This is a genomic window from Brevundimonas sp. AJA228-03 (assembly GCF_017795885.1).
Taxonomy (GTDB): domain Bacteria; phylum Pseudomonadota; class Alphaproteobacteria; order Caulobacterales; family Caulobacteraceae; genus Brevundimonas.
In genome coordinates this window covers 1,315,947-1,329,450 of sequence record NZ_CP059297.1, presented here as the reverse complement: position 1 = coordinate 1,329,450, position 13,504 = coordinate 1,315,947, and the positions used below count along the sequence as shown (strand labels likewise).

Genomic DNA, 13,504 nt, shown 5'->3' with positions numbered 1-13,504 from the left:
GCCTTTGTTTCTTTAAATCTTGATCTCGACGTCCACACCGGCGGACAGGTCGAGCTTCATCAGCGCGTCCACGGTCTGCGGGGTGGGGTCGACGATGTCGAGGACACGCTTGTGCGTGCGGATTTCAAACTGCTCGCGCGACTTCTTGTCGACGTGCGGCGAGCGGTTCACGGTGAACTTTTCGATCAGGGTCGGCAGCGGGATCGGACCACGAACGGTCGCGCCCGTGCGCTTGGCTGTGTTGACGATTTCGCGCGTCGAAAAGTCGAGGACGCGGTGATCGAAGGCCTTGAGCCTGATGCGGATGCTTTGATCCATATCGGTCGTATTTCCCAAGCAGGCGAACCTGCGTCCCTGTGAACCATTTCAAAGACCGGAGGCCTTCAGGCACGAGTGCCTTCAGAGTACGCACGTCCGCAAAAACGATCGGCCCACGCAGTCACCCGCGAAGGCCGTTGAAGTCCTGGATCGCTACAAAGAACGGGCCGGGTCGTTCCTGCGAACCGCGTCTGCAACCCGAGAGCTGCACAGCCGGTCCAACAAGAGTTGGCGCTTATGACGAGTGAGTCCGGTTTCGTCAAGCGCGCCGAAGGGCTTCGAACCGGTTTCTGTGGGAAAGACGGCCCGGGGGGTTCCACGCTCCCGGGCCGTCTCCCTACGGCGTTCTGACCCGGGGGAGATCAGGTGCCGATATGGACCCGTCCGCCGCCCATGACGGACTGGGAGACCGGGCCGGTGACCCGGCCGACCGTGACGTCGCCGCCGCCGACGAGGCTGGCGTCCAGGCTGGCCACCGTCCCGGTGACCGTGATGTTGCCCGATCCGGCGATGGAGGCTTCCAGCGCGCCGGCGTCGCCCTGGATCACGATGTCGCCCGAACCGCCGATGGCGGCCTCGACCGAACGGGGACGACCGCCGCCGACGCGCACGTCGCCGGAGCCGCCGATGGCGGCCTCGATCGCGCCCGTTGCCCGGGTGACGATAATGGTGCCCGATCCGCCGATCGAGGCGTCCAGGTCACCCGTCGCCCCGGCGGTCACCTGGCCCGAGCCGCCGATGGCGGCCTCCAGGCTACCGGACGTCCCGGCGCGAATGTTGCCCGATCCGCCGACCGACAGATCGGCGTGGCCCGAGGTGTTGGCCATGGTCCAGTCGCCGCAACCGCCGGCCCCCAGCGCGACAGAGGTCGCGCCCCGGCCGATGGCCCCGAAGATCGCCGAGTCTTCAGTGCTGACATCCACGGTCCGGGGCGTGCGCACCACGATCAGGGGCGCGGCCGACAGATCGACCCGACCCTTGTTGCGAACCTCGACCGAGGCCCCGTCGCCCGGCTGACGCGCGGTTTCGGGGCCAGTGCGGCAGTTGCGGATCGGGTTGCGACCCAGACCGCCGTCGATGCGGACCTCGTTGCCGGAACGGGTCACGGTCGGCAGGGGCAGCCCGCCCGATCCGGGCTCGATCTCGACGGCGACATCGGTGCGATCCTCGACGATCACCACCATCCGGGCGGCGGCGCGACGCACGCGCACCTCGGGCCCGTCGGCGGCGGATGCGGGGACGGCGGCGACGAAGGTCGCGGCGACGGCGGCGATAATGGCGAAGGCGGCGGTAATGGACCTGGTCATGGTGGGTTCCTCCCTGGGGCTGGGGCGAAAGTGACCCCCTGACCGGGCGAAGTCATTTTAACTCGACGTCATGACCTCGAATTAATCCGCCGGGCCTGTCGATCCGGCCGACCCTCGCGCGTCTGTCTGTTGTCGTGCAGGATCGGAGCGTCCGATCAGGCGACCCAAACCGGAGGCTGACCCCATGCAATATGCCCTGCTGATCCACGAACCCCACGCCGAGGCCTATCCCGAAGGCGACAGCGGCCAGGCCTGGCTCGACATCATCGCCGCCCACACCGCCTATGGCCAGGAGATGGGCGCCGCCGGCGTCATCGTCGGCGGGGCGGGCCTGAAGAGCCCCGACACCGCCACCACCGTGCGGGTCACCCCGTCCGGGCGCACCGTCCACGATGGCCCGTTCGCCGAGACGCGCGAGCAGCTGGGCGGGCTCTATATGATCGATGTGCCGGACCTCGACGCCGCCATCGAATGGGCGAAGAAGCTGCCGATCGCCAAGACGGGCTCGATCGAGATCCGCCCCATGCTGGCCCCGCCGCCGCAGGGCTGATCGATCCCGGTGAGCCGTCTCCTCGACCAGACGTTCCGGGATGCGGGCGGCCGGGTGGTCTCTGCCCTCGCCGCCGCCTTTCGCGATCTCGATCTGGCCGAGGAGGCCTTTGCCGAGGCCTGCGCCCGTGCCCTTGAGCGCTGGGGCGACGCACCGCCCGCCGATCCAGCCGCCTGGCTCTATGCGGTCGCCCGTCGCCGGGTGCTGGACCGCTATCGACGGCGCGCGACGGCGGCCGCCTGGCGACCCGACGACGCCGCACCCGAACCCACCCCCGAGGATCACGTCATGGCGCTCGATGAGCCCATTCCCGACGAGCGGCTGCGGCTGATCTTCGTCTGCTGCCACCCGGCCGTCAGCCCGGATGCCCGGGCGGCCCTGACCCTGCGGACCGTCTGCGGCCTGTCCACGGCCGAGGTCGCCGCCGCCTTCCTGACCCCGGAGCCGACCCTGGCCCAGCGCCTGGTTCGCGCCAAAAGGAAGATCGCCGAGGCGGGCGTGCCCTATGATGTCCCCTCCCCGGACCGCTGGCCGGAGCGGATGGACGCCGTCCTGTCGACGCTGGAGGTGGCCTATGCCCAGGCCCACGCCGACGCCGCCGGGGCCGGTCCCCATGCCGATTTCGCCGCCGAAATGCTGAACCTGACCGGCCTGCTGGCCCGTCTCGCCCCCGACGATGCGGAGGCTCAGGCCCTGGCCGCCACGGTGCGCTATACGGAGGCCCGCCGCCCCGCCCGCCTCAGCCCCGACGGGGCCATGGTTCCCCTGACCGAGCAGAATACGGCCGACTGGGATGCGGCGCTGATCGCCGAGGCGGGTCGCTTCATGGCCCGATCGGCCGCCGCGTCCCACGCCCGGCGTACCGTGCCCGGCCCGCGCGCGCTTCAGGCGGCGATCCACGGTGCCCACGCCGACCGCGCCAGGACCGGGCGCACCGACTGGGCCGCCATCCTGGGGCTCTACAACCTGCTGCTGCTCCAGCGTGACGACCCGGTGATCCGCACCAACCGTGCCGTGGCCCTGGCCGAGATCGAGGGCCCGGCCGCCGCACTCGACGCCCTGCTCGGCATCGACGTGCAAGGCTGGCTGCCGCTGCACGCCGCCCGCGCCGGGATGTTCGCCCGCCTGGGACGGGACAGGGACGCGCGCCAGGCCTATGACACCGCCCTCGCGCTGGGGCCGTCCCCGGCCGAGGCGCTGTTTCTCAAGGCACGGCGCGATCGTCTGGATGCGGCCGCCTAGCGACGGGGAGGAGACGCTGCTAAGCCTTCCGGCATGAAGCTGAACGCCCCCGCCCTCTTCGCCCCCCTTTCTCTGGCAACCCTGGCGCTCGCCGCCTGTGCCACAGCGCCCGTGCCGACGCCCGACCCGTCCGCCCATTCGACCCCGGCCGAGTACGAGGCCGGTCAGGCCGCCTATCTCGCCTGGAACGGCCAGCGTCGAGGATGGACGACCACCGCATCGGGCCTGCAGTATCGCCGCGAGGGCCGCGCCCATCCCGAAGGTCGCCAGCCCACCGCCACCGACACGGTCAAGGTTCACTACGAGGGCACCTTTATCGACGGGCGCAAGTTCGACAGCTCCTACGACCGCGGCGAACCGGCCGAGTTCCCGCTGAACCGCGTCATCCGCGGCTGGACCGAGGGCGTGGCCCTGATGCACGTCGGCGAGACCTTCTATTTCGCCATCCCCGCATCGCTGGGCTACGGCGACCGCTGGGTCGGCGGGGACGAACTGCCGCCGAACTCGACCCTGCTGTTCAAGGTCGAACTGCTGGACGTCACACCGGCATCGTGATCCGTCCCGGCGGCAAGGCTTGACGCGGTGACCGGACAGGCGTGATCTCGCGCCGCCAAGCGAAGGGGCCTTCCCGACGCCCTTCCCGGAAACCCTTCATGAAGCGTCTCGCTCTCCCGGTTTGCCTTGCGACCCTCGTGCTCGCCTCGACCCCCGCCCTGGCCCAGGTCGATGCCTACGCCGGCCATCCGCAGACCCCGCAAGCCATCCCCGCCGTCGTCGATCAGGCCTGGCCCGGCGTCGTGCGGCTGGAGGTCGATGCGACCGACCTGAACCGCCGCATCTATCAGGTGCGTGAGACCATCCCGGTCGAGGGCGCGGGACCGCTGACCCTGTTCTTCCCCGAATGGTTGCCGGGCGAACACGGTCCGACCGGGCCGATCACCCAGCTGGGCGGCCTGATCTTCACCGCTAACGGCCAGAGGGTCGAATGGGTGCGCGATACGCTCAACCCCTTCGCCTTCCACATCGAGGTCCCGGCCGGCGCGACCGAGGTCGTCGCCACCTTCCAGCACCTGTCGCCCACGACCCAAAGCCAGGGTCGGGTCACCATGACGGCCGAGATGCTGAACGTGCAGTGGGAAAAGATGCTGCTGTATCCGGCCGGGCGCTTCCACCGGAACATCACGGCCCAGGCCACCCTGACCCTGCCCGATGGCTGGAAGTTCGGCACCGCCCTGGAGACCGGGACCACCGACGGGGCCGTCACCACCTTCAAGCCCGTGCCGCTGGACGTGCTGGTCGACAGCCCCCTGTTCGCCGGAGAACATTTCCGCCAGATCGATCTGGATCCGGGCGGCCGCTCGCCCGTGCGGCTGAACCTTGTGGCCGATGCCGAGGAAAACCTGGCCGCGACGGACGAGCAGATCACGATCCTGCGCAATCTGGTCCAGCAGGCCGACCGGCTGCACGGCGCGCGCCACTATGATCACTACGATTTCCTGGTGGCCATCACCGACCGTCTGGGCGGGATCGGGCTGGAGCATCACCGGTCATCGGAGAACAGCGTCGATCCCGGCTTCTTCACCGACTGGGAATCCCGGCTCGGCGACCGCGATCTGCTGCCGCACGAATACGATCACTCCTGGGACGGCAAATATCGTCGCCCGATGGGTCAGATGGTCCCGAACTACAACACGCCGATGCAGGACTCGCTGCTGTGGGTCTACGAGGGACAGAACCAGTTCTGGGGCAAGGTGCTGGCCGCCCGGTCAGGCCTGCATTCCCGTGAGCAGGCGCTGGACGCCCTGGCCCTCGACGCGGCGACCTATGACAACACCGTCGGGCGCGAATGGCGCGCGATGCAGGACACGACCAATGACCCGATCATCCAGCAGCGCCGCCCGATCGGCTGGCGCGCCTGGCAGCGCAGCGAGGACTACTATGTCGAGGGTCAGCTGATCTGGCTGGACGCCGACACCCTGATCCGCGAGCGCACCAATGGCCGCAAATCGCTGGATGATTTCGCGCGCGCCTTCTACGGCATGAACGACGGGGCCTTCGACGAGAACCCCTACACCTTCGACGACGTGGTCGCGGCGCTGAACGGCGTGGTCGAATACGACTGGGCGACCTTCCTGCGGACCCGCCTGGACGGCCACGGCCCCGGCGCGCCGCTGGATGGTCTGGAGCGCGGCGGGTACCGGCTGGTCTATACCGATACGCCCAGCGACTATCAGAAGACGCTGTACGCAGAATACCACCGCAACGACTTCACCTATTCGCTTGGCTTCCAGACCAGCGCGACCAACCAGATCGGGGGCGTGATGTGGAACGGCCTGGCCTTCCAGCAGGGACTGGCCAGCGGGATGCAGATCATCGCCATCAACGGCGAGGAGGCCTCGGCCTCGCGTCTGGCCGATGCCGTGACCGCCGCCAAAGGCACGGACCGGAAGATCGAGCTGATCGTCAAGGACGGCACCCATTTCCGCACCGTGACTTTCGACTATCATGACGGTCTGAAATACCCGCACCTGGAGCGGATCGAGGGCACGCCCGACCGTCTGGGCGACCTGTTCACGCCGCGTCGCCGCTAGATCGGGCGACTGGCCGGTCGAGCCGTCAGATCGGCTCGATCGGGTTCGCCGCCCAGGCGGCGCGGATGCGGTCGATCAGGTCCGGGTTCGCGTCGAACGTCTGGTCGCCGATGGCGGTCACCGGGCAGGCCGGGGTCGCGCTGTTGCAGATGAAGGCGGCATCGAAGCCTGCGAGGTCCGCGACATTCACCGGCGCGGTGCGCTGGTCCAGACCGGCCCGGGAAAGCTCCTGCGCGATCAGGGCCTGGGCCACGCCCGCCAGCATCGGGGCCTGGGGCCAGACCACGGTGTCACCCGCGACGAAGCCGATGTTCCAGCTGCTGCCTTCCGAAACCACGCCGTCCGGATCCGCGAACAGGGCGTCGTCGAAACCGTCCGTGCGGGCGGATCGGCGGGCCCGGATCAGGCCCATGCTGGCCGTATGCTTGATGTGCGGTTCCTCGCGCCCATAGGTCCGGACCTGCAGGCGCAGACTGTCGGCCAGGGGCGGCGGTGGCGGCGAAACCGACGTCATGACCCTGGGCACGCCGGTTCCTGACGGCATCCGGGGCCAGATGTCCGGCGAGAACAGGCTGAGACGCACCCAGGCCGCGTCCCGTCCGGCCAGCGCCGCCCGCAGCACCTCGCGCAACCGGGCCTCGCCCACCGCCGCGCCGAACAGTTCGACCGAAGAGGCCTCCAGCCGCCCCAGATGCAGGGCCAGGCCCCGCACACCCCCCTCCTCGATCCGAAATGAGGTGTAGGCCCCGTAGTTGACCAGGGCGAGGTAGTGGAGGTCCGCCTCGGTGGCCGGCAGGCCGTCGATCAGGAGTGTGGTCATGCCTCCCTCTCCCGGCGGGAGAGGGCTTGAGCGCACGGCGGCGAAGCCGTCGTTCTGGCGCGAAAGGGTGAGGGGACGTTGCCAAAAGCTGAGCGGAAACCCCTCACCCTTTCGGCTGAGACGCATCGCTGCGCTCTGCGAGCCTCAAGCCCTCTCCCGCCGGGAGAGGGACTAGCCTTCGCCGTCACCCTCGACATCGGACTCATCCCCGCCGCCCGTCTCGGCCAGCCGTTCGACCGACACCACCCGCTCGCCCTCGGCGGTGCGGAAGATGGTCACGCCCTGCGACGAGCGACCCACGATCCGGACCTGGCCCACGCGCGTGCGGATCATCTGGCCGTTGGAGGTGACCAGCAGCAGGTCGTCGGTTTCCTCGACCGGGAAGGCGGCAGCCAGACGTGTGCCCGCGCGACCGCCCAGTCCATGGGCCGTCAGCCCCTGCCCGCCCCGACCGGTGCGCCGGTATTCATAGGCGGAGGATCGCTTGCCGAAGCCCGTCTCGGTGACCGTCAGGATGAACTGCTCGGCCGCACCAAGTTCGGCGATCCGCTCGACCGACAGGGCGGCGTCGCCCGAGCCTTCCGCCTCGTCATCCGCCTCGGCGACGGCGGTGTCGTCCTCGCCGTCGGTCGCCCGACGCATGGCGTTGGCGTGCTTCACATAGGCCGCCCGCTCATCGGGCGTGGCATCGACCCGGCCGAGCACGGCCATCGAGATAACGGCGTCGTCGCCTTGCAGACGCACGCCCCGGACGCCGGTCGAATCCCGGCCCTTGAACACCCGCACGTCGTCGGCCTTGAAGCGGATGGCGCGGCCCAGGGCGGTCGTCAGCAGGACGTCGTCCTCGGCCGTGCACAGGGCCACGCCCACCATGTGATCGCCGTCTTCCAGCTTCATCGCGATCTTGCCAGCCCGGTTGACGGTGGCGAAGTCGCTGAGCTTGTTGCGGCGCACATCGCCCGAGCGGGTGGCGAACATGATGTCGTAATCGCCCCAGGTCGTCTCGTCCTCGGGCAGGGGCAGGACGTTCATGATGCTGTCGCCCGGCTCGATCGGCAGCAGGTTGACGAAGGCCTTGCCGCGCGAGGTCGGCGCGCCCAGCGGCAGACGCCAGACCTTCAGCTTGTAGGCCTTGCCGTTGGTCGCGAAGAACAGCACCGGCGTGTGGGTCGAGGCGGAGAAGACGCCGACGACGGCGTCCTCGTCCTTCATCGTCATGCCGGACTTGCCCTTGCCGCCACGGTGCTGGGTCCGATAGGCGTTGAGCGCCACCCGCTTGACGTAGCCGCCATGGGTCACGGTCACGACCATGTCCTCGCGCGGGATCAGATCCTCGTCTTCCAGCTCGAAGTCGCCCTCGCCGATGACGGTGCGGCGCGGCACGGCGAACTGGTTGCGGACGTCCAGCAGGTCCTCGCGGATGATCGCCAGGATGTTCTTGCGGTCCGACAGGATGGTCAGGTGGCCCTGGATGGTGTCGGCCAGACCCCTCGCCTCGCCGAAGATGTCGTCGCGGCCGAGGCCGGTCAGGCGGCTGAGCGTCAGGCCCAGGATGGCGCGGGCCTGTTCGTCGGTCAGCTTCAGGCTGTCGCCGTCGATCAGGACCGAACGCGGATCGGCGATCAGCTCGACCAGGGCGATCATGTCACCGACGGGCCAGGCCCTGGCCTGCAGCCGCTCGCGCGCCTCGGCCGGATCGGCCGACGAGCGGATGATGTGGATGACCTCGTCGATGTTGGCGACGGCGACGGCCAGACCGACCAGGACATGGCCGCGGTCGCGGGCCTTGGCCAGTTCGAACTTGACCCGGCGGACGACGACTTCCTCCCGGAACTCCAGGAAGACCTCGAGCAGCTTGCGCAGGCCCATCTGCTCGGGACGGCCATGGTTCAGGGCCAGCATGTTGACGCCGAACGACGACTGCATGGCGGTATAGCGCCACAGCTGGTTCAGGATCACGTCGCCGGACGCATCGCGCTTCAGCTCGATGACGATCCGCATGCCCGCGCGGTCGGATTCGTCGCGGACGTCGGAGATGCCTTCCAGACGCTTTTCGCGGACCATTTCGGCGATGCGTTCGATCAGGGTCTGTTTGTTGACCTGGAACGGCAGTTCGGTGACCACGATGGCCTCGCGGTCCTTGCGGATCGTCTCGACCGACGCGACGCCGCGCACGACGACCGAGCCCCGGCCTTCGCGCAGGGCATTGCGGGGTGCGGTGCGGCCCAGGATCTCGCCGCCGGTCGGAAAGTCTGGCCCCGGGACAATGTCGAGAAGGGCGTCGTCGGAAATGTTCGGGTCGTCCAGCAGGGCGACGAGCGCGTCAACGATCTCGCCCAGGTTATGCGGCGGAATGTTGGTCGCCATACCGACGGCGATGCCGCCTGCGCCATTGACCAGCAGGTTCGGAATCCGCGCCGGCAGGACGACGGGTTCCAGCTCCTTTTCGTCGTAGTTCGGCTGGAAATCGACCGTGTCCTTGTCGATGTCGGTCAACAGGGCGCTGGCGGCCGGGGCCATCCGGGCCTCGGTGTAACGCATCGAGGCCGGCATATCGCCGTCGACCGAGCCGAAATTGCCCTGGCCGTCGATCAGCATCAGCCCCATCGAGAAGGGCTGGGCCATGCGGACCAGGGCCATATAGACCGAGGCGTCGCCATGCGGGTGGAACCGGCCCAGCACGTCGCCGACCACGCGGGCGCATTTCGAATACGACCGCTCCGGCGTCATGTTCAGGTCGTGCATCGAATACAGGATGCGACGGTGAACCGGTTTCAGGCCGTCGCGCGCGTCCGGCAGCGCCCGGCTGACGATCACGCTCATGGCATAGTCGAGGTAGGAGCGTTTCAGCTCGTCCTCGATGGAGATCACGGAGATGTCGCCGCCCGGATCGAAGGGCCCTCCCGATGGAACAGGCAGGGGCGCGTCATTGTCGAAGCTGTCGTCAGTCAAGGAAATCTGGCTTTAAATGGCCGGAATCGGAACGTGATCCGCTAAGGTGATTTCTAGCATCCGGGGGTCGGCGAAGCAAAGTTTCGCAGGCTTTTTCCGGGTTTCGACCCCATCCGTGAAAGGACGAAAACGATGCGCAAGGCTCTGCTCTCCCTGACCCTGCTGGCTCTGCCCCTGGGCGCCTGTGTCAGCGTCACGGCCAATGACTATGGCGACCACGTGATGGCACGCGCCTCGCCGGGCGATTTCGGCGAGGCGACGCTGGTCAACGCCGCGGGCGCCCGGGTCGGTCGCGCCGTCCTGACGCAAGGCGCGACGGGCCTTCTGATCCGTATCGAGGCGACCGGCCTGACGCCGGGCTGGCATGGGGTGCACATTCATTCGGTGGGCCAGTGCACGCCGACCTTCACCGCAGCCGGTGCCCATGTGAACCACGGCATGCCGGCAAAACCGCACGGCCTGCTGAACGCCGGGGGTCCCGACGACGGCGACCTGCCCAACATCTTCGCCGCCGCCGATGGCTCGGTCTCGGCCGAACTGTTCACCACCCGCGCCCGCATCGCCGACGAAGGCCCGGGCGAATGGCTGTGGGACGCGGACGGCTCGGCCATCGTGATCCACGCCAACGCCGACGACCACACCTCCCAGCCGATCGGCGGCGCGGGCGACCGCGTGGTCTGCGGGGTCATGGCGGCGGGCTAGGACGACCCATCAGGCCTTGGCGGCACCGGCGCGCAGGCCCCGCTCCGCCAGGGCCACGACCGCGACCCCGCCCATGGTCAGGGCGGAACCGGCGAGGATCTGCGGCGTCAGGACGTCGCCCAGGAACCCCCAGCCGATGGCGATGGACACCACCGGGGTGGCGAGGAAATAGGGCGTCACCCGCCCCGCCTCGCGCTTCTGCACCAGCCAGAAGACCATCGAGGTGGCGAACACCGACGACACGACCCCGGCCCACAGCAGGCAGATCCAGATCAGCGGCGTCGCCGCCCGGACGGCCTCGACCTGACCGTGTTCGGTGAAGGCGGAGCCGAAGGCCAGGGTCGGCAGGGCGAACAGGGCCAGCAGCCCCTGCATCTTCAACGGCGGGATAGAGGTCGTGCGCCGCGCGATCACCGTGGTCACGGCCCAGCAGGCGCTGGCGGCCGCGACGATCAGAATGGCCGGCCAGTCATGCAGGGCGTGCGGATCGGCCGTCATCCAGACCACGCCGGCGAACGCCACCACCAGCCCCGCCAGGGCCGCCCTCGACAGACGCTCGCCGAGCAACAGGAAGGCGAACACGGCGGTGAAGGGGATCCACAGCTGCGAGGCCACCGACACCGGGCTGACATCCTCGGCCAGTGAAAATCCCAGATACAGCAGGCCGTAATGAAGCGGCCCTCCGATCACCACGATCAGCAGCAGGCTTTTCCAGTTCGGAAACGGCGGTCGCACGAACGGGATCAGGCAGACCGACGCGATCGCGAACCGCAGCGCACCCGTCAGAAGCGGCGGCAGGACGTCGGTCGCCACCTTGGCCGCCGCATTGTTCGCCCCCCAGATCACCACGATGGCGACGATCGCGCCGATCTCCATCAGGGTCAGCGGGCTGTGGGGCTTGTCGGGAATCACGGGCACGCAAGGCCTATCGCACAATGGGGGCACCAGGGCGCGTCACACCAGGTGACAGGGCGTTTCGGTTTCAAGGTTCGACCCCGGCCTGATACGCCAAACGGGGTTTGACCTCGCGTCCGGTTTTGGCAAGCTGCACCGTAAGCGCACGGGGGGCCGGATGACGATCGACAAACCCAAGGGGCGCAAGGCGCGTCCGCGACCGGCGGCCCCCACCACACCCGATCCGGTCGAGATCGCCATGGAGATCGCCGCCACGGGCAAGACTCCGGCGGAGGCGGCCATGGCGGTGCTTCACGCCAATGCCGCGCTTCTGACGCATCAGGGCGTGCTGGCCCGTAACGAGATCTTCCGCAACCGCATCCGCTCCATCCGCGACATCGCCATCGCCGCCATGGTCGTCGCCCTCGTGGTGGCGGTCGGGGCCGTGGTCTGGAGTGCCAGCCGGACGACCGGTCTGGTGATCCAGCCCTTCTCCGTCCCGCCGGAGCTGGTCGAGGACGGTCTGGACGGCCGCGCCGTCGCCGCCCTGTTCCAGGACGAACTGGTCCGGCTGGAGGCGGCGACCGTCTCACCCCGGCCGGCGGCCAGTTTCCGCAACGACTGGAGCGGGGCCATCACCGTCGAGGTCGAGGCGGGCGGCCTGTCGCTGACCGGCGCCTATACCGCCCTGACCCGCTGGCTGGGCCAGGAGACCTTCATCAACGGCGGCCTGAGCCGAACCGGGGACGGACTGGAACTGGTGGTCCGCACCAGCGACGGCAAGGCGGTCAGGTTGCGGGGCCCGGCTGATCGGCCCGAAGCCCTGATGAAACAGGCGGCCGAACAGGTCTATGAACAGACCCAGCCCTATCGCTATTCACAGTATCTCCGGACCACGGGCCAGGACCTGTCTGACGGCCCGGAGCAGCGGGCGCTTTACAGTCGCAGCCGGGCCATCCTAACGGCCCTGCTGGACAGTCCGTCGCAGACCGAACGCCTCTGGGCCTACAATGGTTTTGCCGTAGCCAGGGACACGACAACGCGGGACTCCATCCCCATTCTCGAGGCCGTCCTCGAGATCGACCCGGATCACCCCGTCTTTCGGGGCAACCTGGCCGACTCCTGCCTGTCCGTCGGACATGCCGAGGCCGCACTCGGTCATAGTCAGCGCGTGGGGGCTTCCTGGTCCAAACCGCACAACCGGGCCAAGACCGCCGAAAACAGGCGGCAACGCCTGCCCCTCGTCTTCGCCGCCCGAGCGGCGGAACTTCAAGGGGATTGGCGGCAGGCACAGGATCTCTGGACTCGCGTCCTGAACAGCGGCCAACCGGGCACCACGAATCCTCGCGATCTGCGCATGGCGGCCCTGATCGCGCTCCACCAGCCTTCGGCGCTGTCGCGCCTGATCGAGGAGCAGAACCTCAGGACCCCGGGCCGTCCGGGCATGGGCGACCCCCTGCTCGCTCTCCGGGCCGCGGCGGCGGCGAGCCGGGATCAGTGGCCGCAGGCCCTGGCGGCGTTGGAGGCCTTCGAGACAGAGGTGGCCCCGACCCTGGACCTGCGCGACAGGACGGACCGTATGACCTCCATCTGGCCCCGCCTCGCCTACGCCCGGGCCCGGACCGGTGATCTGGCCGGGGCCCAGGCCCTGATCGCCGCCACGCCTCTGGACTGTTACCTGTGTGTGCGCGAGCGGGCGCGGATCGCGGAGCTGGCGGGGGATCGGGCGTCGGCGGATCGTTGGTCGGCCGAGGCGCGGCGGCAGGGGCCGTCCCTGCCCTTCGCCTTTGCCGAACGCGGCCAGATGCTGATGGCGCGCGGCGACCTGGACGGGGCCATCGATTTCTATGAACAGGCCATCGAACGCGGCCCTCGCTGGGCGGACCCTCAAAAGTACTGGGGCGACGCCCTGATGGCTCGGGGCGACGAAGGCGGGGCGATCCGCAAATACCGCGCCGCTGCCGACCGGGCCCCGCGCTGGGGTGCCCTGCACCTGGCCTGGGGCCGGGCACTGGAGGCGCAAGGTCGCCGCGATCAGGCCCGTGAGAAGTATGAGCAGGCCGCCCGCATGGACCTCTCCGCCGCCGACCGGGCCGAGGTGGTGCGGCGGCTGGGGGCGAGGACCTGA

General features: G+C 68.9%; 11 protein-coding genes. 6 read left to right on the top strand and 5 right to left on the bottom strand.

Annotation, left to right across the window (positions count from 1 at the left end; translation table 11 throughout):
• Positions 1-12 precede the first annotated feature (12 nt).
• Positions 13-318, bottom strand: coding sequence for a 30S ribosomal protein S10 (rpsJ, locus tag HZ989_RS06520; protein ID WP_003164367.1), 306 nt, complete (start codon positions 316-318; stop codon positions 13-15).
• A gap of 362 nt (positions 319-680) precedes the next feature.
• The gene (locus HZ989_RS06515; RefSeq protein WP_209322800.1) at positions 681-1,625 is read right to left on the bottom strand and encodes a GIN domain-containing protein; all 945 of its coding nucleotides are present in this window, start codon (positions 1,623-1,625) and stop codon (positions 681-683) included.
• Between the two features lie 184 nt (positions 1,626-1,809).
• On the opposite strand from HZ989_RS06515, the gene HZ989_RS06510 reads away from it, so the two are divergent.
• From HZ989_RS06510 to HZ989_RS06495, 4 genes are all read left to right on the top strand, one after another.
• The gene (locus HZ989_RS06510) at positions 1,810-2,175 is read left to right on the top strand and encodes a YciI family protein (protein ID WP_209322799.1); all 366 of its coding nucleotides are present in this window, start codon (positions 1,810-1,812) and stop codon (positions 2,173-2,175) included.
• Positions 2,176-2,184: 9 nt separating this feature from the next.
• Positions 2,185-3,417, top strand: a complete 1,233-nt coding sequence (locus HZ989_RS06505) for an RNA polymerase sigma factor (protein ID WP_209322798.1) — start codon at positions 2,185-2,187, stop codon at positions 3,415-3,417.
• 33 nt (positions 3,418-3,450) lie between these two features.
• Positions 3,451-3,972 carry an FKBP-type peptidyl-prolyl cis-trans isomerase gene (locus tag HZ989_RS06500; protein WP_209322797.1) on the top strand — a complete coding sequence of 174 codons (522 nt, stop codon included), beginning with the start codon at positions 3,451-3,453 and terminating at the stop codon, positions 3,970-3,972.
• Positions 3,973-4,070: 98 nt separating this feature from the next.
• Positions 4,071-6,008, top strand: coding sequence for a M61 family metallopeptidase (locus HZ989_RS06495; protein WP_209322796.1), 1,938 nt, complete (start codon positions 4,071-4,073; stop codon positions 6,006-6,008).
• Between the two features lie 25 nt (positions 6,009-6,033).
• On the opposite strand, the gene HZ989_RS06490 is transcribed toward HZ989_RS06495, so the two are convergent.
• Both HZ989_RS06490 and gyrA read right to left on the bottom strand, forming a co-directional pair.
• Positions 6,034-6,828 (bottom strand): aminotransferase class IV, encoded by a 795-nt coding sequence (locus tag HZ989_RS06490; RefSeq protein ID WP_209322795.1) that lies wholly within the window; start codon positions 6,826-6,828, stop codon positions 6,034-6,036.
• Between the two features lie 171 nt (positions 6,829-6,999).
• The gene (gene gyrA / locus HZ989_RS06485) at positions 7,000-9,780 is read right to left on the bottom strand and encodes a DNA gyrase subunit A (protein WP_371812985.1); all 2,781 of its coding nucleotides are present in this window, start codon (positions 9,778-9,780) and stop codon (positions 7,000-7,002) included.
• Between the two features lie 132 nt (positions 9,781-9,912).
• Between gyrA and HZ989_RS06480 the strand changes: the two genes are divergently transcribed.
• Positions 9,913-10,482 (top strand): superoxide dismutase family protein, encoded by a 570-nt coding sequence (locus HZ989_RS06480; protein ID WP_209322794.1) that lies wholly within the window; start codon positions 9,913-9,915, stop codon positions 10,480-10,482.
• Positions 10,483-10,491: 9 nt separating this feature from the next.
• On the opposite strand, the gene HZ989_RS06475 is transcribed toward HZ989_RS06480, so the two are convergent.
• Positions 10,492-11,400, bottom strand: coding sequence for a DMT family transporter (locus HZ989_RS06475; protein ID WP_209322793.1), 909 nt, complete (start codon positions 11,398-11,400; stop codon positions 10,492-10,494).
• A 154-nt stretch (positions 11,401-11,554) separates the two neighbouring features.
• Here HZ989_RS06475 and HZ989_RS06470 point away from each other — a divergent pair, with 154 nt between their 5' ends.
• Complete coding sequence (locus HZ989_RS06470) at positions 11,555-13,504, top strand: tetratricopeptide repeat protein (protein ID WP_209322792.1); 1,950 nt, start codon at positions 11,555-11,557, stop codon at positions 13,502-13,504.

What these genes read in the sequence shown, in the direction of transcription:
- rpsJ (WP_003164367.1), bottom strand. Translation starts at nt 318, where the DNA reads ATGGATCAAAGCATCCGCATCAGGCTCAAGGCCTTCGATCACCGCGTC.
- HZ989_RS06515 (WP_209322800.1), bottom strand. Translation starts at nt 1,625, where the DNA reads ATGACCAGGTCCATTACCGCCGCCTTCGCCATTATCGCCGCCGTCGCC.
- HZ989_RS06510 (WP_209322799.1), top strand. Translation starts at nt 1,810, where the DNA reads ATGCAATATGCCCTGCTGATCCACGAACCCCACGCCGAGGCCTATCCC.
- HZ989_RS06500 (WP_209322797.1), top strand. Translation starts at nt 3,451, where the DNA reads ATGAAGCTGAACGCCCCCGCCCTCTTCGCCCCCCTTTCTCTGGCAACC.
- HZ989_RS06495 (WP_209322796.1), top strand. Translation starts at nt 4,071, where the DNA reads ATGAAGCGTCTCGCTCTCCCGGTTTGCCTTGCGACCCTCGTGCTCGCC.
- HZ989_RS06490 (WP_209322795.1), bottom strand. Translation starts at nt 6,828, where the DNA reads ATGACCACACTCCTGATCGACGGCCTGCCGGCCACCGAGGCGGACCTC.
- HZ989_RS06480 (WP_209322794.1), top strand. Translation starts at nt 9,913, where the DNA reads ATGCGCAAGGCTCTGCTCTCCCTGACCCTGCTGGCTCTGCCCCTGGGC.
- HZ989_RS06470 (WP_209322792.1), top strand. Translation starts at nt 11,555, where the DNA reads ATGACGATCGACAAACCCAAGGGGCGCAAGGCGCGTCCGCGACCGGCG.